Below are 19,912 nucleotides of genomic sequence, written 5' to 3'. Positions count from 1 at the left end.
GGGATCGCGGCCGTGCCCGTCACGCAGGCCACGCCCACCCAGCTGGTCACGCCCGTCATACCGGTCTCCTCTCCCCCGCCCCGGGCAGTCCGTCAAGGCCGGTGCGGGCCAGGGCCTGTGGGCCGATCCGCTCCCGCAACGCTGATACGGCCGGGCCGGGTCTGAGTCGGCCGTCGCCCGTCACGTGCAGGGCCTCCTCGCAGATGAGCACCGCTCCGGCCGGGCTCGTCCCGCGCCGCAGCACTCCGATGGAGGCGACGTACCGGCGTGCCCCGGTGGTGCCGGCCTGCCGGCGCAGGTGGACGACGGCGTCGAGGGCGCTGGCCGCCTGGGCGGCGACAGCCGCCTCGTCGAGTCCCGCGAGGGCCCCCAGGGCGGTCAGGCGGGCGGGGACGTCGGCGGGCGAGTTGGCGTGGAGGGTGGCCCAGCCGCCCTCGTGGCCGGTGTTGAGGGCGGTGAGGACGTCGCGCACCTCGGGGCCGCGGCACTCTCCCAGCACGATCCGGTCGGGCCGCATGCGCAGGGCGGTACGCACCAGGGAGGTCATGGCGACCGCCCCGACGCCCTGGACGTTGGCGCCGCGCTCCTGGAGGTGGACGACGTGGGGGTGATCGGGGCGCAGCTCACTGGCCTCCTCGATGCACACGATGCGCTCGGTGGCCGGGACGAGTGAGAGCAGGGCGGCCAGGAGGGTGGTCTTGCCGGTACCGGTGGCGCCGGTGACCAGACAGCTGGCGCGGCCGGCCACCAGGGCGGCCAGGACCTCGTCCAGGCCGGGGGCGATCGTGCCGGCGGCGGTGAGCTCGTCCAAGGTGAAGCCGCGGCGGCGCTTGGTGCGCAGACTGATGAGAGTGCCATCGGCGCTCAGGGGCGGCAGCACCGCGTTGAGTCGGGTGCCGTCGGGCAGGGTGGCGTCGACGACGGGGCAGGCGTCGTCGAGGCGCTTATGCGCGGAGGCGGCCATGCGCACGGCCAGGGCCCGCACCTCGGGCTCATCCATGGCGGCTGCGGGGACCGCTTCGAGGCCGCGCCCCCGGTCGATCCAGGTGCGCCCGTCGCTGACGAGGACGTCGGTGACGCCCTCGGTCTCGATGAGGGGCTGGAGGATCGGCCCGGCGCCGTCGACGTCGGCGCGCACCCTCTGGCCCAGGCGCGCCATCCCCACCTGTCCGGTGGCGGGGGCGGCGGCATCGTTGAGGGCCTCCTCCAGACCCACGCCGCGAGCCAGGGCGCTGCGGACACGGGCGAGCTCGGGGCCGTCTGCCCCACCCCCGCCGGAGGCACCTGGCTGACCGGGACTTACCGGGACCATGACTGCCTCCTGGACTGATCGCCTGACTGATTCACTGACTGGCTCGTTGGCCGGCTCGCCGACTGATTCGCCAACTGGTTCGTTGTGCGGGTCTCCGACGCTGCGGCGTCGGCGAGCCGGGGCAGCAGCTCGCGGGCCAGGGCGCTCGCGGCGCGCCGGAGGGCCGAGCGGGACCGCACCGGGTCCTCCCCGAGGGCCAGCCGCTTGGCCAGGACCCGGTCGGTGGGCACCTGCCCCAGGACCGGGCAGCCGGTGATGAGCTCGAGGTCCTCGGCGAGGACGTCCTCACCCACCTGGCGCGCCACGAGCCAGACCGGCACCCCAGCAGCGGCGTCGGCGGCCGCGGCGGCTTCAGCATCGGCGGCCACGACAGCGGCGGGCGCCGTGCCCCGCAGTCGCGAGGCGATGCTCTCGGCGGCGACGGCCGAGCGCAGGTCGAGCCCGGTGACGATAAGGACCCCGGCGCCCGGCGGCGGGGACGCCCCGCGGGGCAGGTCCACCAGCACGACGTCGTGCTCGGCCCGCATGGCCTCCAGGACCGCCGCCGCGCACGGCAGGGGGCCTCCGCGCACATCCCCGGTGAGGACCGGCATGGCGTGCCACACGGGCAGTGCCCCGACGAGGTGGCCGGGCCGGAAGGCCGACTCCTCTGCCGGCAGGTCCGCCCAGCGCAGCCCGGTCAGGACGCTCTGCCCGCACAGGAGGTCCAGGCCGCCGGTGGGGTCGAGGTCCATCATCGCCACCCGTCTGCCCGCGCGGCCCAGCGCCCACGCCAGGTGCAGCAACAGGACGCTGGCCCCCTGGCCCCCGCGGGCGCCGGTGACGGCCAGGACCTGGGCAGGGCGCCCCGAGCGCGCCGCCCCCGGGATCCTTCCCCTCTCCCCCGGCTGTGCCTCAGCACCGGACTGCGCAGGCTCACCGGCGGAGGGCCTCAGGGGAGGGAAGGAGACGTCTCGGCCGTCCCACACCGGCCTGCGCCCCGTCGCCGGTCTGACCCGCGCCACCTGCCTCGCCCTGGCTCCTTCCGTGGCCTCCGACGTCGGGTCCTTCTCCTCCGGCTCTGGAGCCGCCGCGCCCCCGGACGCCGCCACTGCCGGGATGGTCAGCGTCTCCTCCGGCTGCGCCGATGTCCCAGGCAGCTGTGGCTGCCCCGGCTGCCATGCGCCGTCCCCTGCGGGAACGGGCGTCTGCCTCACAGGCATCTCCACCGGCATCGCCCTCTCCTTTCGGTTCCCTCACTGTCTCCCCGGTCGTGCCCACGGCCGGCCGTTGCCACAGCCGCCTCCCGGCTCCCCGGCCGGTACCCCGCACGAGTGGTACGGCGATACTGCGGCGCCGCCGCCGGCGGCTCTCCACCAGGGTGCGGGCCCGTCCGCGGCTGCGCCCAGCGACGTCGTCGGCCCTGTGGAGGAGGGGCGCAAAGGCACGCCTGTGGCCCCGCGCCCACCGCGTCCCACCGCGCCTCACCGTGGCCCGGGGCCGCCCAGCGCGGCAGCCTCGGCGACGACGCAGGCAACCGAGGGGCTCACACGCCTGACACCGGAGCTCCCCTCGTGATGAGATGGGTCCATGAGCGCGCAGGACCGCGCAAGCGCCCCCTCCCGACTGCTGGCGACGTCACCAGTGACGGCACCGACCGCCCCACCGGCTGCGCCGGAGCTCCCGCCTGCCGGGCCGGCCCCCACCGGGCACCGTGCGGCGGCCTACTTCGACCTGGACAAGACGATCCTGGCGACGTCGTCGACCTGGGCGCTGGGGACCCCGATGCGGCGCAGCGGCCTCATCTCCTCCCGCACCCTGGCTTACGGGCTCATCGCCCAGATCCCCTACCTCCTGGTGGGAGCCGGCACCCAGCGCTCCAGCAGCCTCATGGAGCATCTGGCCCTCATGTCGGCTGGCATCAGCCGTCGGGACCTGGTGGAGGTCGTCGAGGGCGCCCTGGCCACGGCGATCGAGCCGGCCGTCTACGCCGAGGCCCTCGACCTCATTGAGGGCCACCGCCGGGCCGGGCACGACGTCGTGGTGGTCTCGGCCTCCATCTCTGAGATGGTCGCCCCCATCGCCCGCCTCGTCGGGGCCGACCGGGCGGTGGCCACCCACATGGAGGTCGGCGAGGACGGTCTGTTCACCGGGCGCATCTCCCGCTCCATGCTGCACTCGGAGAAGGTGGTGGCGCTGCACGAGGACGCCGCCGCCCACGGCATCGATCCGGCCCGGTGCTGGGCCTACTCCGACTCCATCTCCGATGAGCCGATGCTCAGCGCCGTCGGCCATCCGGTCGCCGTCAACCCCGACCGGGACCTGCGGCGCCTGGCGCAGGAGCGGGACTGGCCGGTGCGCGACTTCGCCCGCCCGGTGCGGCTGCGGCCGCGCTGGGAGCCGCCGAGCCTGTCGACCCGGGCCTCGGTCATCGCCCACGTGGCCGGCGTGCTGGCCGTCGGGGGCACCGCCGCCTGGCTCATGGCCCGACGCCGCCCGCGCGGCGCCCGCGGCCTCTGAGTCCTCCGGCCGGGCTCAAGCAGGGGTGAGCCTGGCTCACCTGGACGGCCCAACTCACCCGGCCCGCCAGGTGCCGGCCTGCACCGCCCGGCACAGGCGCTGGGCCTCCTGAACCCCCGCGAGCACCGCCTCGGCCTGCCACACCACCCAGGCCACCACCCCGTCCATGGTGCCCGAGACGTAGGCTCCGGCGGCCTCGGCGTAGGCCGCCGGCACCCGCCCGGGGTAGAGGTCGGTGACGGCCGTTCCGGTCGGCTCGAGCCCGTCACGCACCAGGAGGTGACGCACCAGCAGGCGCCCCACGGCGGCGTTCCCGGCGGTGAAGGGGCGGGCGGCCAGCATCTCGGCGTGCACGATGGCCGCCCGCACCAGCGCCGGCGCCTGCGGCGCCTCAATGAGATCGACCAGTCCCGCCAGCCTCGCCACCAGTCCCTCGCCCTGCGGCGCGGCCCCAGGACCGCCCTCGCGGGCATGCACCTGCCGGGCCCGCGGCACTCCGACCTCCCCCAGGCCCAACCGGCCGCCGGCCGCCAGGGGGCCGACGACGTCGCGGTGCAGCGCCGCCAGCAGCGAGCGCGCCGGGGGCACCACCGGCCGTCCCCGGCCCACCAGGTCCGGCATCCAGCCCACCAGGCGGGTCCCGGCGCGCCACAGCCCGGCCACGGCGTCCAGGCCCGGGTCCCCGGTGGCGGCCTGGGTGAGGGAGCCGGCGACCACCTGCTCGCGCAGGACCTCAGCGGAGACCACCGCTCCCTCGACGCCGCCCGAGGCGATGGCGCCCCGGATCGCGGCCTCAGCGCGGGCCTCGCGCCACCGGCGTCGCAGGGCCTCGTTCCAGCGCAGCTCGGAGCAGGCCTCACGCACCGCAGCCTCGGCGGCGCGCACCCGCTCATCGGCGGCCACGGCCCTGAGCGCCTCCAGCGCCGGATCCTCGGGCGAGGAGGCGCCGTCGGTGGCCGCCCCGGCCCGCGCACCTGCGCCGGCCCCACCGATAATCAACCCGTCGGTCGGCGTTCCGGGGAGGCCCGTCACGCCCCGCGCCACGGGCCTCCCGGGCCCCCTGGGTCCCCTGGGCTCCGACGAACCGATCCCCACAGACATTCGCACCACGCCCCCACTGTGGCACACCACGGTCATCGCCGGCCACAGACGCCCTCAGGCGCCCCCTGGCCCCGTATCCCGAGGAAACCAGCACGAGACGAGCGCACCCCCTAGACTCGATCAGGTGAGTGACTCCCCCTCCCATGACGCACCGGGCTCCGGCCCGCCGCCCGCGACCCCTGGCGCATCGGGTCGGCCACCGCGCAGTCGCCGCCCCGACTACGTGCTCACCGCCGTCGTCGGAGTCCTCTTCTCCCTGGGCGCCTCCGCCCTGCTGGGCCTGGCCGCCGACCAGACCTCGATCCTGCGCACCGGCCTGCTGCTCGGCGCCCTCCTCATGCTGTCCGCCGCCGCCGCCGTGCTGTTCGCCAGCCGCTCCTCGCTGGGCGCACTCGTCACCGGACTGACCGCACTGACCGCCCAGTCGATGGTCTTCCTGGCCCCCATTCACGCGGCCTCCTTGACTGAGCCCTGGCTGCAGCAGCTCGTCAGCACCGGTTTCATGCTCACCCTGGCGGGCCTGTGGCTGGGTGGCTCCTGGGGGATGCGCCAGGCCCGCCGCGCCGGCCAGGCCCAGGGGCACGCCGCCTTCCGCCTCACCGAGGCCGACCGGACCGTGGGCTCCACTCCGACGCCACCGCCCTCGCGCCGCCGCGACCACCTCCTGTCCCTGCCCTGGGTCATCGCCGGGCTGGCGCTGGCGGCCTTTCTGCTGCCCCGTACCTACCTGCGGGCAGTCGCCCCCGGTGTCCAGACCGGGCCGCTGCTGATCGCAGCCGTCCTCGTCTCCCTCCTGGCCCTGGCCGCGGCCGGCGCCTCGACGGCCCGCTCCACTCTCGGCGCGCGCGTCATCGGCCCGGTTCTTGTGCTTGCGGCAGTGCCCACGCTCAGTAACGGTATGATCCCTGGCGGCCACCTGGTCTCCAGGCTCCTGCCGCACGGCCCGAACGCCGTCGTGCTCGCCGCCATCGGCATCGAGCTCATGGCGATCGGCTGGGGAGCACATGTGGCTCGCCGGCAGGGCCGTGCCAACGCACTGGCCAGGCTGCGTTCCGGCGTCTGAGGGGCCCATGCCCGAATTCGTGTCCTGGAGATGACCGGCCCCATCCGGCATCCCCCTCCTACTACCGTGTGCATGCGTAAGGAGACCTCGTGAGCACCGACAACACAGACCGCACCGCGCCGCAGGCGCCCCTCGCCTCCGACGACGCCGCCCCGTCCTCCCCAACGACGTCGACGCCCACCGCGCGGACACAGGCCACGGACCAGCGTTCAGAAGAGGTGACGGCCAACCCGACCGATCAGCCCGCCGCCTCGCCCTCCCTCGCGAGCTTCATCGGCAAGGCCAACCGGGTCTCCCAGTCCTCCTCCCCCGCGCCTCAGGCAACGGCCGCCCAGGCCGGCAAGGCCGCTGCGGCCGGTGCGGGCACCGACACCAACGACGCCGATACCGTCGATACGGTCGATGATGCAGTCCACGACGGGGCCGGAGAGAAGGGGGCCGAGGCCACTGACGACGGGGGCGACACCCTCAACCTCCGCGAGCAGGCGTCCTTCCCTGCGGCCGGGAACCAGGCCGCTGCGGGCGCTGAATCCGCTGAGACCACCAAGACCGCTGCCGCGGGCGCTCAGGCAGCTCCAACGCCGTCCGAGACCGTGACGCGCAGCGACGAGGCCGTCGCGCCGGCGGTCAGGACCGCTGAGGCCGCCGGGATGCCGCCGTCGATTCCGCCGCCGTCGGAGCCCGGCGAGGTGGACGATGAACAGACACCGGTCGCCGTCGAGGCCACAACGACCACGGCTCCTGAACCTGCGGCAGTCCTCACCGGTTCCACGGTCTCCGCCGGCTCGGCTGTTACTGCCCCGGAGGCGTCGTCGCCCGCCCCGGTGGACGATGTGGATGACGAGGCCGAGGCGCCGGCCCCGACGGTCAGCGCCGAGCCCCTCAGTCGGTCGGCCGACCGACCGACCACGGCAGCCGCCACCGCGCCTGCAACCACCGAGGCCGCGGTCGCGCAGGGACCCGCCTCCGTGACTGAGACCGCCGAGGCCGCCGAGACCACCTCAGTGTCGGAGGGCCGCATCGAGGTTGAGGACTTCGAGGCGTTCGACGACGTCGAGGACGTCGAGGACTCAGCCGAGGGCGATGACCTCGTCGGCCAGGACGTGGACGACGACCGCACCCCCGAGACCCCGGCGATCCCCACCCCCGTGACCGGCTCCCCGGCCGTGAGGGCCGTACCCGTCTCGGTGGCCACCGGTGCGGCCCGAGCCTCGAATGGGATCGCGGACGCCACCCCGCCGATCCCCTCCACCGCAACCAGCACCGCGGATGCCGCCGTCAGCCTGGACGACACTGACAACACCGACGTCGACGACATCGATGGCTTCGACGGCGAGCACGACGAGGAGACCGGCGAGGCCGGTGAGGTCAGCGAGGCCGACGAGGCGTCCGAGGACAGTGCCGAGAAGCCTACTGAGAACGTTGCCAAGGAGGCTGCGCAGCCGGCCGCCACCTCGGAGCCCGCCTCGGCTCCCTTCCCGACAGCCCCCACCGCACAGCCCTGGAGGCCGGTCCCGCCGGCCTCCGCCTCCCAGACGCCCGACACGACCGCAGCAGCCGACGCAGCCGCCGTCGAGGACGTTGAGGACGTCGACAACACCGATGACGGCTTCGCGCCCATCGAGGCCCCCGCCGTCTCGGCGGCCTTCGCGGCTCCCGCCGCGCCGTCGGCGACCGTGACGACACCGGCCGCCCCGTCAGCGGACTCGCCGGAGCCCGCCTCACCGAGCCGGCCCGGGGCCGAGCCGCAGGAGCCGGCGTCAGCGCCGTCAGCGACCTCGGCGCCATCGGTGCCCGCATCGACGTCACCGGCCGAGCCGGAGGCGGCAGCGCCGGTGAACGCCGCGGCGGACAACCGCCCCTCGGCCCCGTCCTGGCCGGCGACCCCCGCGGCTCAGCTGGCCCGGACGGGCTCCGCCGCCAGCGCCCCCTCGGCGCGTTCCACCGGGGCGGCGCCCTCCGCTCGCCCCGCCTTCTCCTCCGGTACCCCGTCCCCCACCGCCTCAACGGAAGGGATGGGCACGGGGCTGGGAGCAGCCCCCCGGGCCGCCGCCTCCCCGTACATCGAGCACTCCAGTGACCGCCCCGAGGTGCCTGCCAGCACACCGGCCCCCGCCGCCACGAGCGCCCGGGACTACCGCCCGATCCCGGCAGCCTCGCCGTCGGCCCCCTCCCCGCAGCAGACGCCCGACTGGTTCGCAGCCGCCCCCGCCGCCCGGGGCCTGTCCGCGAGCGCCGACGCCGGTCAGAGTGACGACCCGGAGGAGCGCGGCCGTTCGCGTGCCCGGCAGGCCGCCATGGCCATGACCGGTGCCGACGAGGACGACGCGATCCTCCTCAAGGGCGCCAGCGCACTGAGCGCCCCGAGCTCGCGAGTCGAGACCCACTGGGCCGGGGTGCTCGTCGCCATCGTCCTGTTCCCTCTGGCCTGGTTCCTCGTGCACGACGGCGCCGCCACCCTGACCGGCGGCAACCCCTCGGCCTGGCCCTCGGCCGCCTCCCCGATGGGCGCGCTGGAGATCCTGGGCGGGACCGCGGCCTGCGCCGCCGCCCTGTTCATGATCTCTCGCTCCTCACTGGGGGCCTTCGTCGTCGGCGCCCTCAGCACAGTCATCGGCCTGCCCTTCATCCTCATGCCGGGGGTCACCAAGTCGATCCTGGGGCCCACGGTCAATCGGCTTCAGGCCCACTCCGACCTGGGCAAGGCCCTGTCCACCTACGTCATGGACGACGGCCTCTCGGGCCGCTTCATCCTCATGGGCGTGCTCACGATCATGGTCGCCGTCGTCGGCCACGTGGCTCGCCGGTCCGGGCAGCGCACGCAGGACGAGGGCCGCGGCCCGCGTGACTGATCCCGACACCACCCCGCCGCCTTCCGGGGCCGACGAGGCAGGAGCGCCGTCGGCTCGGCGGATGCAGACCCTCGCCGATGCGGCCCGGGACGCAGTGCCCATCGTCGTCGGATACGTGACGCTGGGGCTGGCGGCCGGGATGCTTCTGGTCGCCGAGGGCCTGGCCTGGTGGTGGGCGCCGGTGTGGAGCCTGGTCATCTACTCCGGGACCATGCAGATGTTGCTGGTGCCACTGGCCGGTGCCGGCGAGCCGCTGGCGGCCATTGCCCTGTCCACCGGTTTCGTCTCGGGCCGGCACGTCTTCTACGGGCTGGGCTTCCCCCTGGAGCGGGTGCGGGGCAGGGCGGTCACGCGCCTCTACGCCGTCCACGCGATCACCGACGAGGTCTACGCGCTGCTGGCGGCGCGCGACCGGCGGGCCATGAGTGGGCGCTACCTGGTGGGCGTGGAGGCGATCAGCCACGCCTCCTGGGTGTCGGGCACGACCGTCGGGGCACTGGCCGGCACGGCGCTGGCCTCCGTGGTGGGTGAGCGCATCGAGCTGCTCGGCTTCGTGCTCACGTCCCTGTTCGTGGTCCTGGCCATTGAGAACTGGCGCAATCACCCCGATATCGGGGTGCTGTGCGTGGGGCTGGTGGCCGGCGGGGTCGGCCTGGCCATCGGTGGTTCGGCGGCACTGCTGACCGCGCTGGTGATCCTTGCCGTCGGCCTGGTGGGTCTGTACGCCTGGCGCGGCCGCCGCCCCGGGGCGAGCGCGCCGGCGCCCGGACGGAGGGACAGCTGATGCTCACCAACTCGCAGATCGCAGTCGCCGTCGTGGTCGTCGCCGTCATCACCTTCGTGTGCCGGATCGTGCCCTTCGTGCTGCTGCGCGGGCGTCAGGACAGTGCGGTGCTGGCCTTCCTGTCCCGGGCGATGCCGCTGGGGGTCATGATCGTCCTGGTGGCCTACACGCTGGGTGGGGTGAGCCTGTCGCCGTCGAGCTGGCTGCCGGCCGCCGCCGGGATCGGGGCGACGGCGGGCCTGCACCTGTGGCGGCGCTCCATCGGGCTGTCACTCATCGGCGGCACCGGCGTGTACGTCACCCTCAGCCTCCTGCTGGGCTGACCCGCCGCGGCCGGTGGCCGACCATGTAGAAGACGATGAGGGCCACGTAGGTGACCACGCTCAGCCAGGCGCTGACCATCCCCAGCAGCGCGGCCAGTGAGTAGAGCCATGGCCCCATCGCGAAGCGCCGGGTCATGGAGCGCACCTCCGCCTCGGAGACCCCTGCTCGCAGGCGGCTCCGGTCCCGGATGGAGGCCCGCCACAGGGCGTTGAAGAACAACCCGCCGACCACCATGACCATCCCGTAGAAGACGGCGCCGGTGCGCTCGTCGTGGCCGGACTCCAGGGACCGGGTGAGGACCGAGGTGGCGAAGGGAAGGAAGGCGACGTCGAGCAGGAGGAAGAGGTTGCAGATGAGCATCCACTGGTCGACGCTGCGCACCCGCACGAAGATGGCGTGATGGTTGAGCCAGACCTGCCCCACCAGGAGGAAGCTGAGGACGAAGCCCAGGTAGCTGGGCCACAAGGAGGCCAGGGAGTGCAGGAGGCTCCCGCCACCGTCGGGCAGCTTGATCTCCAGGCTCAGCAGGGTGATCGCGATGGCGATGACCCCGTCGCTGAAGGCCTCCAGGCGTCCGGGTGAGATCGGTGCCGACTCCTCCTCCCCTTGTGCGCCGCCGCCCCCAGCGGCCGCTCCCTCCTTGGGAGCCGCGTCAGTAACCGGGTCTGAGGCCACGACATCCACGTGCGCACAGCCACAGGAGTCAGTGCGGACGCCCTCGGCGAGGTCAGCGGCAGAACCATCACCCGAGTCATGGTGGCGCTGGGCAGTCATGCCTTCTCCTTCCCTCCGCGATCAGGAGCGATGTGGAACCCAATCGTCATCTCCGGCCCTGCTCCGGGAGCCGGTTCGCCCCGGCGCATGTCCATATCGGTGACAAAGAGGATATCCAGGCGCTCATAACGTCACCTGAACCGCGGAATCATTGCGCCGCCGGGGACATTCCAGTACCGGCGGGGACATTCCTGTACCGACGGGGACAATCGACGCCGTCGGGGACCGAATTCCTGTCCCCCAACGCGCATCTTGTCCCCGCCCAAGACAACACGCACCCAGCCGCGCAGAATGTCCCCGGCCACTCGAGGACGCCCCCACCAGGAGACACCCCGCACCAGCGGGGACACTCCAGTACCGACGGGGACACTCCAGTACCGCCGGGGACTATCGACGCCGCCGGGGACCGAATACCTGTCCCCCAACGCGCGTCCTGTCCCCGCCCGGGACGACACGCACCCGGCCACGTGAAATGTCCCCGGCGGGCGCCCCTGAGGCGGTGCAGGACGACGTGGGCGGTGCCCGGCGGCCCCATCGCCGGTACGGGGCGCCGACCAGTAGGCTGCGGGCGTGCCTGTTGACGTCAATCGCCCCGGCCCCTGGACCCACCGCAACCTCACCGCCCGCGGCACTCGTTTCCATGTCGCGCTGGCGGGCCCCGAGGCCCCGGCCGGAGCCGGCCCCCTCACCCTCCTGGTGCACGGCTTCCCCGAGTGCTGGTGGACCTGGCGTCACGTCATCCCGGCCCTGGCGCAGGCCGGGCACCGCGTGGCGGCCCTCGACCTGCGCGGCTTCGGCGGCTCGGACCGGCCGCCGTCGGGCTACGACCTGGTGACGCTCGCCCAGGACCTGGCCGCCGTGGTCCGCTCCCTGGGCACGAGCGCGCCGTGGTCGTCGGCGCGGGGCTCGGCGGTCAGGTCGCCTGGGCGCTGCCGAGCCTGGCCCCGGACCTGACGACGGCGATCGTCCCGGTCGGCGCCCCCCACCGCTCGCGCTGCGCTCGCTGCGGACCCGGGCCCTGTCCGGGCCGGCGCTGCAGTACGCGAGCCTGCGGATCCCGGGCCTGGCCGAGCGCCGCCTGCGCAGCCGCAGCGCCCTGGAGGGCCTGCTGCGTTCCTGGGCCGGGCCGCACACGCGCGAGGCACTGGCCGAGGAGGCCCCCTACTACGCCGAGCTCCTGTCCCGACCCGGCGCCGCCCGCAGCGCCCTGGAGCCGCTGCGCAACCTCGTGCTGTCCTGGGCGGAGACGGCGGCCCTGGACAAGCCGGTGACGGTGCCCGTCCTGTCGGTGCAGGGCGAGCTCGACCCGGTCCAGCCCGCCCAGGCCTACGCGCGCGACACCCATCACGTGGCCGGCAACCTGCGTCAGGTAACAGTCCACCGCTCCGGCCACTTCCCCCAGGAGGAGACCCCTGCGGGGTTCGTCCGGGCCCTGCTGCCCTTCCTGGCCGACGTCGCCCCGCCCGCTTCCGCCTGAGGCCGCGAGCCGGGCCTTATCGCGCAGCCCCGTTGTTCTTCGGTAGGTCTGCAGATGAAGTGCCCAACTCGACGGGTGCAGCACGGTCAACCCGGCGCCGCCACCCAGCTCGACGGGTGCAGCGCGGTCAACCCGGCGCCGGCTCACACCGTCTCACACCGGCTGGCGCAGGTTGTCCATGAGGGAGCGCCGGTCGAGCTGGGCGGGCAGCCAGGTGGTTGCCACCGCGAGCGCCAGCGAGATCCCACTGACGAGGGCCAGCAGCCCCACCGGAACCGAGGCGACCAGAACCGCCGTCCCGCCCCCGGAGTACAGCGCGGCGTAGACGGCGCTGACGGCGGTGGCCGCCAGCCCGAAGAGGATGCCGGTGACGGCGTAGATGACACCCTCCAGCGCCGTGGAGGCCAGAACCGTGCGGGTGCGCGCCCCGATGACCCCCAGCAGCGCCCCCTCCTGGCGTCGGGCCCGCCCCACCATGGCGATATTAGCGATCCCGCCGACGCCGGAAATGAAGAAGGTTGGAACCCCGACAGAGAGGAACCCGCTGACCGAGCCCTGCGCGCCCATGGCCTGCCCAGCCCCGACGGCGGCGTAGACGGTGCCGGTCAGGGCCACGGCGATGGCGAAGGGGACGATCGTCGTCATCGACAGGGAGGCGCGGTGGCGGGCGTTGGCGCGGGCAGCGAACCAGGCGGGGCTGCGGCCCGGGATGAGGGCGGTCCACCAGGTCAGCAGTGGCCGCAGCGTCCAGTTCGGCACGCTCAGGGCAGCGATCGCGGCGAGGAGCCCCATGGAGGCGCCGGCCATCGCGCGGTCCCCCGGGTCGTTGAGATTCATACCGGACGTGGCCATCTCCGCCCTCTCCGCGTCACTCATGGGTAGAGAGCTCTCGAAGGGGGTCATGACCAGCCCCAGGAGCATGATGCCGACGACCACCCACTGCCACCACCGGGTCCGGGTCTGCGGAGCCGTGGCCTCCCGCAGCGCCTGCATCTCGGGGACCGACGCCGCCCGCCGGGCCGGCCCCATCGCGCCCAGGACGCAGAACAGCATCGTCACGGCGATGGTCAACGGCACCCCGAAGCCCGGCATGATGATGGGCAGATTCTGGGGAAACACGTCGAACTCCCGCCAGGTGAGCAGGTAGACGCGGACCAGCGGCAGGCTGGTCACCGCCCCCATGACGCCTCCGAGCAGCCCGATCACCCCGACCTGCGCCAGGATGATGCGGCGGATGCGGCTACCGGGGATGCCCAGGACCTTCCACAGCGCGTGGGAGCGCTGCTGGGCCGAGACGGTCAGACCCAGCGTCGTGGACAGGATGACGGCGGTGGCCAGCCCCGCGTAGGAGACAAGGCTGGAGCCGATGATGTGGGCGGCGTTGATGAGCTCGGCCGAGCCCTGGGCATGGGCCCAGTTCAGGGCGCTGTACCAGGCGGTGATGATGACGCCGATGATGGCGCCGCCGACGGTGGCGACGAGCAGTGACCACAGCCACTGGCGGGCGTGGTGGCGCAGGTCGTTCCAGATGAGTGTGACCATGATCTTCTCCGATCCTTTCCTGATCCGGCCCCGGTCAGGCGGCGCGCGTGGCTCGCGCCGAGTGGACGAGCTCGGCGATCTGGCGGGCGTCACGGCAGTCGGTCCACTGCACCAGGTGCCCCTGGCTCATGACGGCGACCGCGTCGGCACGGGCGGCGGCCTCGACGTCGTGGGTCACCATGACCACGGTGGTGCCCTGCTCGGTGAGCCGGCGCAGCCAGTCCAGGACGAGGGCGGCGGAGTCCAGGTCGAGGGCGCCGGTGGGCTCGTCGGCGAAGACGATCCGGGGGCGGCTGGCCATGACGCGGGCGATGGCCACGCGCTGGCGCTCCCCTCCGGAGAGCTGGTGGGGCTTGAGGCCGGCGCGGTGAGCGAGCCCGACGGCGTCAAGGGCCTCCTGGGTCTGGGCGCTGTTCAGGGGACGCCCGGCCAGCCGCGAGGGCATGGAGACGTTGTCGGCGGCGCTCAGGGAGGCGATGAGGTTATACTCCTGGAAGACGAAGCCGACGTGGCGGGCGCGGAACCGGGCCCGCTCGGCGGCCCGCATCCCGGAGGTGAGGGCGCCGAGCATGGTCACCTGTCCGCTGGTGGGCTCATCGAGGCCGGCCATGCAGTGCAGCAGCGTGGACTTGCCCGACCCGGAGGCCCCGACGACGGCGGTGAAGCTGCCCTCGGGCAGGTCGGCGTCGACGTGGTCCAGGGCGGTGACGCGGGCGTCCTGGCGTCCGGGGACCTCGTAGACGCGGGTCAGGCCGCGCAGCCGGATGGCGACCGGCGACGTCGGGCCCGGCCCGGCAGGCGGCGTGGTCGGCGGCAGGGATGAGGCGGGGGCGGCGGTCGGGTCGGAGGAGGCCAGGGGCGAGTGAGCAGTCATGCCTCCAGCCTGACGGCGCCGTCTCTCCCAGCCCATCCGGCCATCTGGCGAATTGGAGGTGGGGCTAGCCCGACACCGGTCCCGGACACCTCCACCTGACGTCCCCGAGAAGCGCATTCTTCGCGTATCCCTGCAGAAACGGTAGGACGACGCAGCGTCCGCCCGGCTCGGCGTCAGCTCGTCGTCAGCTCAGCGCCGGCCTGCACGGGCTCGGCCCTCAGACCCCCGCCTGCGGGCACAGCCCGGCCTCGAGCAGTGTGCACTGGCCGCAGCGGGGCGAGCGGGCCGAGCACACCCGGCGCCCGTGCTCGATGAGCCGGTGGCAGCCGTCGGTCCAGCGCCACGGCTCCCACAGGGCCGCGATGTCCTTCTCCACGCGCAGCGGGTCCTTCGACGTCGTCCACCCCAGGCGGCGCGAGAGCCTGCCCACGTGGGTGTCCACGGTGATGGCGGGCTGCCCGAAGGCGTTGCCGAGTACGACATTGGCGGTCTTGCGCCCCACTCCCGGCAGGGCCACGAGCTCCTCGCGGCTGCCCGGCACCCGCCCCTCGAAGCGCTCGGTGAGGGCCTGACCGATGCCGAGCAGGTGGCCGGCCTTGGCGCGCTGGAAGCCGAGCGGCCGCAGGATCGCCTCCAGGTCCTCGCGCCGGGCGGCCCCCAGGGCGGCGGGGTCGGGGTAGCGCTCGAAGAGCTCGGGGGTGACCGTGTTGACGCGCGCGTCAGTGGTCTGGGCCGACAGGACGGTGGCCACGAGCAGCTGGAAGGGGCCGTCGTGGTCCAGGGCGCAGGCGGCGTCGGGGTAGAGGGTCATGAGCTCGTCGTCGACGGCGCCCGCACGCCGGGCCGGCTCGGTCGTCAGCGCCGTCTCGGCAACCCCGGGCGCAGCCCCGACCGCCCCCGCCACCTCGGCCTCAGCAGTCTCGCTACTCACTGCCCTGCGCACTGTGTCCTCTCTCCGCGATCTCATCGGCGGCACCACCAGCACCACCCGCGCCGGAGGGTTCCTCCTGCGAGCCCCGGTCCGCCTCTGACCGGGTCGTCCTCCGCAAACCGCCATTGCAGTCGATCCCGCCGCCTGCCCGCAACCTCACGGATGGGACCGTGTCGCACGACGCACCCGATCTTGCTCACTTCCCTTTGACCTGCAACACACGGGGGCTACAATGCTCGACGGCGTGCCACAGGTCACAAGCCGTGGCAGGATAGACCCGAGGGCTCCCGCATGCGGGATGCCAGCCCCCTAACCACCAGGAGGATCTCCGTGGAAGACAGCATTATCTCCAGGATCCCGCTCTTCGAGGGCCTGAGCCCGGAGGAGCAGGAGGAACTGCGCGCCATGATGACGCAGACGACTCTGCGCCGTGGCGAGACCCTCTTCAACGAGGGCGACTCAGGCGACCGCCTCTACATTCTCCTCTCCGGGAAGGTGAAGCTCGGCCACGCCAGCGCCGACGGCCGCGAGAACCTGCTCGCGGTGCTCGGCCCCGGCGAGATCGTCGGCGAGCTGACCCTGTTCGACCCGGGCCCGCGCTCCACCACCGCCACCGCCGTGGCCCCCACCGAGCTCCTGACGCTGGACCACAACCAGCTCATGACCTTCGTGGAGTCCCACCCGCAGCTGGCCAAGGACATGCTGCGCGCCCTGGCCCAGCGCCTGCGCCGCACGAACACCGCGCTGGCGGACCTCGTCTTCTCCGACGTGCCCGGCCGCGTGGCCAAGGCCCTGCTGGACCTGGCCGACCGCTTCGGCTCACCCACCGACGACGGCGTCCACGTCCCCCACGACCTCACCCAGGAGGAGCTCGCCCAGCTGGTGGGCGCCTCGCGTGAGACGGTCAACAAGTCGCTGGCCGAGTTCGTCTCCCGCGGCTGGATCCGCCTCGAGGGCCGGGCCGTCACGCTGCTCGACGTCGACCGCCTGCGCCGTCGCGCCCGCTGAGGTCCCGTCTCGGGTCGCGAGCCCTCAGCGCAGCGCACCGGAGAAGCCGCCGGGCGCTGACACCCGCATCAACCGCAGAGACGACGCCGCGCCTGCAGCCGGAAGGTACCGGACCGCAGGCGCGGCGTCGTGCGCACCGGCCTCGCCGGGCGGCCCGTCAGGACCGGGGGCGCTTGAGGTAGGCGATGAGGTTGTCCGTGCCGGAGGGGCCGGGCACGACCTGGACGAGCTCCCAGCCGTCAGCACCCCACTGGTCGAGGATCTGCTTGGTGGCGTGAGTGATGAGGGGGACGGTGACGTACTCCCAGGTGGTGGGCGCGGCGGATACGGGCTCAGATGATGCAGTCATGGGCCTCAGCCTAGAGCCCGCCGCCAGGCGCCGGAAGCTGGCAACGCGGGGGCGGCCCTCAGGAGGCGCAGCGCACCCGGGCCAGGATGCGAGGGGCACGGCGGGCGTGGATCTCGGCGACGAGCTCGTCATCCTCGCGCTCAAGCCACAGGCCCCAGTCGTCGACCTCGGGGAAGCGCCGCAGCAGGGCCCGCCTCTCCCGCTCGGTCAGCCCACCCCAGACGCCGAAGCTGGACTCGGAGTTGAGCGCCTCGGCCAGGCACTCCATACGAACCGGACATGCGAAGCACAGGGATCGTGCGTCGCGCTGCTCAGCGCCCTTGCCGAAGAGCTGGTCAGGCTCGACGGTGGCGCAGGCCGCTTGGGCCGCCCAGGTCTGGTCGTCTTGAATCATGCTCACTCCCGATCCATTCAACGGCCGACGCCGTTGTCGGTCACGTCACAGTCGTTACCGTATGGCAATCGAGTGTCTCTCACCAAATCCTCCCCTCGAGACCTGGGCAATCCGATCGGCGCAGATCCCCGACAGTGCGCCGAAGATCAGTACCGACGAGGAGAGTTCTCTGATAGCGAGCCGATTGCCGGACATCGGGCCCGCTGCGCCCCGAGCCTTTCCCACGGCTGAGGATTCCGGTTCTCACGGACGACAGCCCACCTCCGAACCACACCTCTCCTCAAAAGATCGTGACGTCACCGTGACTCCTACCTGGTGAATTACTAAGAATTATCTGTGTGCCGGAGCCGTCTCGCTATGTGATCGAGCCGCCCCGTCGTCGGGCGCCCGCCACGCCGTCGAGTCGCCCCCAGTCCCGCCGAACAGAGGGCGCAGAGCCGGTCTCCAAGGGTCTTCCCAGCCCGAAGAGGGTCTACGCCACTGCATCCTCCAAGCGATTCCACGTAGGCTGACGCCATGGCGAAATCCTCTGCGCGCGGGCGCTCCCTGACACCACCCCAGGTCGTCTCGATGCTCGTGGTCTTCCTGACTCTCTCGTGCGTCGGCGGGGTCTTGTCCGCGGGCTTCGCCGCCCCCTTCGTGGGCGCCACGGCAGCGCTGACCAAGGCATCCGCCGAGCTCTTCGAGGAGCTCCCCAGCGACTTCAACGTTCAGCCGCCCAGCCAGATCTCCACCCTCCTGGCCTCCGATGGCTCCGAGATCACCAAGTTCTACGCGGAGAACCGCATCGTGGTGCCCCTGAGCTCGATCTCGGTCAACATGCAGAACGCGATCGTCGCCGTCGAGGACCAGCGCTTCTACCAGCACCAGGGCGTCGACCCCACCGGCATGGTGCGGGCCTTGGTGTCCAACAACGCCGGCGGCTCGCGTCAGGGCGCCTCCACGCTGACCCAGCAGTACGTGCGCAATACCCTCATCGAGACCGGTCTGAAGAACGACGACCACAAGCTCATCCGGGACGCCACGGAGAGCACCGTGGCCCGCAAGCTGCGGGAGATGAAGTTCGCCCTCAGCCTGGAGCAGAAGTACTCCAAGCAGCAGATCCTCGAGGGCTACCTCAACATCGCCGCCTTCAGTCCCTCCACCTACGGGGTCGAGGCCTCCTCGCTGCACTACTTCAATAAGCATGCCAAGGATCTGACGGTGGCCGAGGCCGCCCTGCTGGCCGGAACCACCAACGCACCCAGCGCCTACGACCCCAAGTCCCAGCCGGAACTGGCCAAGAATCGTCGGGACTGGGTGCTGGCCAAGATGCTGGAAGAGAAGTTCATTACCAAGCAGCAGTACGACGAGGCGGTCAACTCCGAGATCAAGCTCGACATTCAGGACTCGCCCGCGGGCTGTGGGGCCGCAGGCAGCTACGCCTACTTCTGCACCTATGTGGTCAATGAGATTCTCGGCTCGGAGAACTTCGGACCCAATGTCGCCGCCCGCCGTCAGCTCCTGACGCGCGGTGGCCTGAAGATCACCACCACCTTAAACCTCGAGCGTCAGAGTGCCGCCGACTCCGTCATTCAGGCCAGAACTCCGATCGGGGGCTCCGACGGAGCCAACTCCACCATCGTCTCGATCGAGCCCGGCACTGGACGAATCCAGGCGCTGGCTCAGAACACCAACTATGAGGACTCCCAGCTCGTCTTCGCAGCGGACGCCAAGCACGGTGGAATCGAGCTCCCCGATGGAAACGTCGGCTTCCAGCCGGGGTCGACCTTCAAGGCGATCATCCTGGCCGAGTGGCTCAAAACCGGCCACACGCCCTACCAGATGCTGAACGCGTCCGCGCCGAAGAACTACGGGCCCAATACGTTCACAGTTTCCTGCGATCCCGACCGTGCGGCCGGCTCCTGGCCCGTCAACAACGTCGCCGGAACCAACGCCGGCATGATGACCGTCAGAGAAGCCACGAAGCAGTCCATCAACACGGGCTTCACCGAGATGCTCAGGGACCTCGATGTCTGTGAGGTCACGAAGCTCGCCGCCTCCCTGGGCATCACCAAGGCGGACGGTAGCCAGCTGGATCCTGACCCCTCCATCGCCTTGGGAAGCACACCCGTCCCACCGCTCAGCATGGCCAACGCCTACGCAACCTTCGCCTCCGGCGGTAAGTACTGCAAGCCCATCGCCATCGACCAGATCCTGGACGCCAGCGGCACCTCGATGGCCGTACCCAGCGCTGACTGCACCCAAGCCATGGACCAGGGTGCCGCGGACGAGACCGCAAAAACGCTCCGCGCCACATCCGAACCAGGAGGTACCGCTAAGGACGCCGTCTTCGGTCGACCGATCGCGGGCAAGACCGGAACCACGGATGAGGCTGAGAACACCTGGTTCGTGGGATTCACCCCGCAGCTGTCCACCGCGGTCTGGATCGGTGACGCCACGGAGAGCGGCAGGAGCCTTGTCGGCAGGACGATCGGAGGGGTGTACTTCCCGACGATTTACGGTAGTGACCTGGCCGCGCCGATGTGGCGCGACTACATGTCCCAGGCCGTGGCGAACGACCCGGTCCTGCCCATTCCCTCCCACGGGTGAGCGACTCTCCCCGCGAGAACGACAACTGCACAGAAC

The 19,912-nt window shown here is 72.3% G+C and carries 18 protein-coding genes; 9 read left to right on the top strand and 9 right to left on the bottom strand.

The window, feature by feature from the left end:
• Positions 1 to 55: 55 nt before the first annotated feature.
• Positions 56 to 1,312: a TadA family conjugal transfer-associated ATPase gene (locus tag HMPREF9058_RS07465; protein ID WP_009406634.1), complete on the bottom strand. Its 1,257-nt coding sequence runs from the start codon at positions 1,310 to 1,312 to the stop codon at positions 56 to 58.
• On the bottom strand, positions 1,300 to 2,514 hold the full coding sequence (locus HMPREF9058_RS07460; RefSeq protein ID WP_139018994.1) for a cellulose synthase operon protein YhjQ/BcsQ: 1,215 nt from the start codon (positions 2,512 to 2,514) through the stop codon (positions 1,300 to 1,302). The genes HMPREF9058_RS07465 and HMPREF9058_RS07460 overlap by 13 nt, the downstream gene beginning before the upstream one ends.
• Before the next feature lie 367 nt (positions 2,515 to 2,881).
• Here HMPREF9058_RS07460 and HMPREF9058_RS07455 point away from each other — a divergent pair, with 367 nt between their 5' ends.
• Positions 2,882 to 3,811 (top strand): HAD family phosphatase, encoded by a 930-nt coding sequence (locus HMPREF9058_RS07455; protein ID WP_009747697.1) that lies wholly within the window; start codon positions 2,882 to 2,884, stop codon positions 3,809 to 3,811.
• A gap of 54 nt (positions 3,812 to 3,865) precedes the next feature.
• On the opposite strand, the gene HMPREF9058_RS07450 is transcribed toward HMPREF9058_RS07455, so the two are convergent.
• A complete protein-coding gene (locus HMPREF9058_RS07450; RefSeq protein WP_254654092.1) occupies positions 3,866 to 4,843 on the bottom strand; it encodes a Fic family protein in 978 nt (325 codons plus the stop codon).
• 193 nt (positions 4,844 to 5,036) lie between these two features.
• On the opposite strand from HMPREF9058_RS07450, the gene HMPREF9058_RS07445 reads away from it, so the two are divergent.
• The 4 genes from HMPREF9058_RS07445 to HMPREF9058_RS07430 all read left to right on the top strand — a co-directional run bounded on the left by HMPREF9058_RS07445 (position 5,037) and on the right by HMPREF9058_RS07430 (position 9,934).
• Complete coding sequence (locus tag HMPREF9058_RS07445; RefSeq protein WP_254654091.1) at positions 5,037 to 5,975, top strand: hypothetical protein; 939 nt, start codon at positions 5,037 to 5,039, stop codon at positions 5,973 to 5,975.
• Positions 5,976 to 6,064: 89 nt separating this feature from the next.
• Positions 6,065 to 8,827, top strand: coding sequence for a hypothetical protein (locus tag HMPREF9058_RS13810; protein WP_009406607.1), 2,763 nt, complete (start codon positions 6,065 to 6,067; stop codon positions 8,825 to 8,827).
• Positions 8,828 to 8,888: 61 nt separating this feature from the next.
• Positions 8,889 to 9,611, top strand: coding sequence for an AzlC family ABC transporter permease (locus HMPREF9058_RS07435; protein ID WP_043537902.1), 723 nt, complete (start codon positions 8,889 to 8,891; stop codon positions 9,609 to 9,611).
• Positions 9,611 to 9,934, top strand: coding sequence for a branched-chain amino acid transporter permease (locus HMPREF9058_RS07430; protein ID WP_009747668.1), 324 nt, complete (start codon positions 9,611 to 9,613; stop codon positions 9,932 to 9,934). Before HMPREF9058_RS07435 ends, HMPREF9058_RS07430 begins: the two co-directional genes overlap by 1 nt.
• On the opposite strand, the gene HMPREF9058_RS07425 is transcribed toward HMPREF9058_RS07430, so the two are convergent.
• Entirely contained in the window at positions 9,915 to 10,709 is a 795-nt protein-coding gene (locus tag HMPREF9058_RS07425; protein WP_009747702.1) for a TMEM175 family protein, read from the bottom strand. The genes HMPREF9058_RS07430 and HMPREF9058_RS07425 overlap by 20 nt on opposite strands.
• A gap of 570 nt (positions 10,710 to 11,279) precedes the next feature.
• Between HMPREF9058_RS07425 and HMPREF9058_RS13805 the strand changes: the two genes are divergently transcribed.
• Complete coding sequence (locus tag HMPREF9058_RS13805; protein ID WP_009747713.1) at positions 11,280 to 11,663, top strand: alpha/beta fold hydrolase; 384 nt, start codon at positions 11,280 to 11,282, stop codon at positions 11,661 to 11,663.
• Between the two features lie 274 nt (positions 11,664 to 11,937).
• Positions 11,938 to 12,186: an alpha/beta fold hydrolase gene (locus HMPREF9058_RS13800; RefSeq protein WP_009747681.1), complete on the top strand. Its 249-nt coding sequence runs from the start codon at positions 11,938 to 11,940 to the stop codon at positions 12,184 to 12,186.
• Positions 12,187 to 12,339: 153 nt separating this feature from the next.
• On the opposite strand, the gene HMPREF9058_RS07415 is transcribed toward HMPREF9058_RS13800, so the two are convergent.
• The 3 genes from HMPREF9058_RS07415 to nth all read right to left on the bottom strand — a co-directional run bounded on the left by HMPREF9058_RS07415 (position 12,340) and on the right by nth (position 15,569).
• Positions 12,340 to 13,728, bottom strand: coding sequence for an FtsX-like permease family protein (locus HMPREF9058_RS07415; RefSeq protein ID WP_009747716.1), 1,389 nt, complete (start codon positions 13,726 to 13,728; stop codon positions 12,340 to 12,342).
• A 34-nt stretch (positions 13,729 to 13,762) separates the two neighbouring features.
• The gene (locus tag HMPREF9058_RS07410) at positions 13,763 to 14,602 is read right to left on the bottom strand and encodes an ABC transporter ATP-binding protein (protein ID WP_009406628.1); all 840 of its coding nucleotides are present in this window, start codon (positions 14,600 to 14,602) and stop codon (positions 13,763 to 13,765) included.
• A gap of 217 nt (positions 14,603 to 14,819) precedes the next feature.
• Positions 14,820 to 15,569, bottom strand: a complete 750-nt coding sequence (nth, locus tag HMPREF9058_RS07405) for an endonuclease III (protein ID WP_175284705.1) — start codon at positions 15,567 to 15,569, stop codon at positions 14,820 to 14,822.
• A gap of 294 nt (positions 15,570 to 15,863) precedes the next feature.
• Here nth and HMPREF9058_RS07400 point away from each other — a divergent pair, with 294 nt between their 5' ends.
• Entirely contained in the window at positions 15,864 to 16,541 is a 678-nt protein-coding gene (locus HMPREF9058_RS07400) for a Crp/Fnr family transcriptional regulator (RefSeq protein ID WP_003787943.1), read from the top strand.
• A gap of 157 nt (positions 16,542 to 16,698) precedes the next feature.
• Here the strand turns inward: HMPREF9058_RS07400 and HMPREF9058_RS07395 are convergent, their stop codons facing one another.
• A complete protein-coding gene (locus HMPREF9058_RS07395; protein ID WP_003787945.1) occupies positions 16,699 to 16,890 on the bottom strand; it encodes a DUF4177 domain-containing protein in 192 nt (63 codons plus the stop codon).
• A 58-nt stretch (positions 16,891 to 16,948) separates the two neighbouring features.
• On the bottom strand, positions 16,949 to 17,284 hold the full coding sequence (locus tag HMPREF9058_RS07390) for a WhiB family transcriptional regulator (protein ID WP_020991983.1): 336 nt from the start codon (positions 17,282 to 17,284) through the stop codon (positions 16,949 to 16,951).
• 516 nt (positions 17,285 to 17,800) lie between these two features.
• Between HMPREF9058_RS07390 and HMPREF9058_RS07385 the strand changes: the two genes are divergently transcribed.
• On the top strand, positions 17,801 to 19,876 hold the full coding sequence (locus tag HMPREF9058_RS07385) for a transglycosylase domain-containing protein (RefSeq protein ID WP_009747707.1): 2,076 nt from the start codon (positions 17,801 to 17,803) through the stop codon (positions 19,874 to 19,876).
• Positions 19,877 to 19,912 lie beyond the last annotated feature (36 nt).

Origin of the sequence: Actinomyces sp. oral taxon 175 str. F0384, from assembly GCF_000223355.1 — a bacterium.
GTDB lineage: Bacteria > Actinomycetota > Actinomycetes > Actinomycetales > Actinomycetaceae > Actinomyces > Actinomyces oris.
Note: the sequence above shows the minus strand (reverse complement) of the source record. Positions and strands in the feature narration are given on the sequence as shown.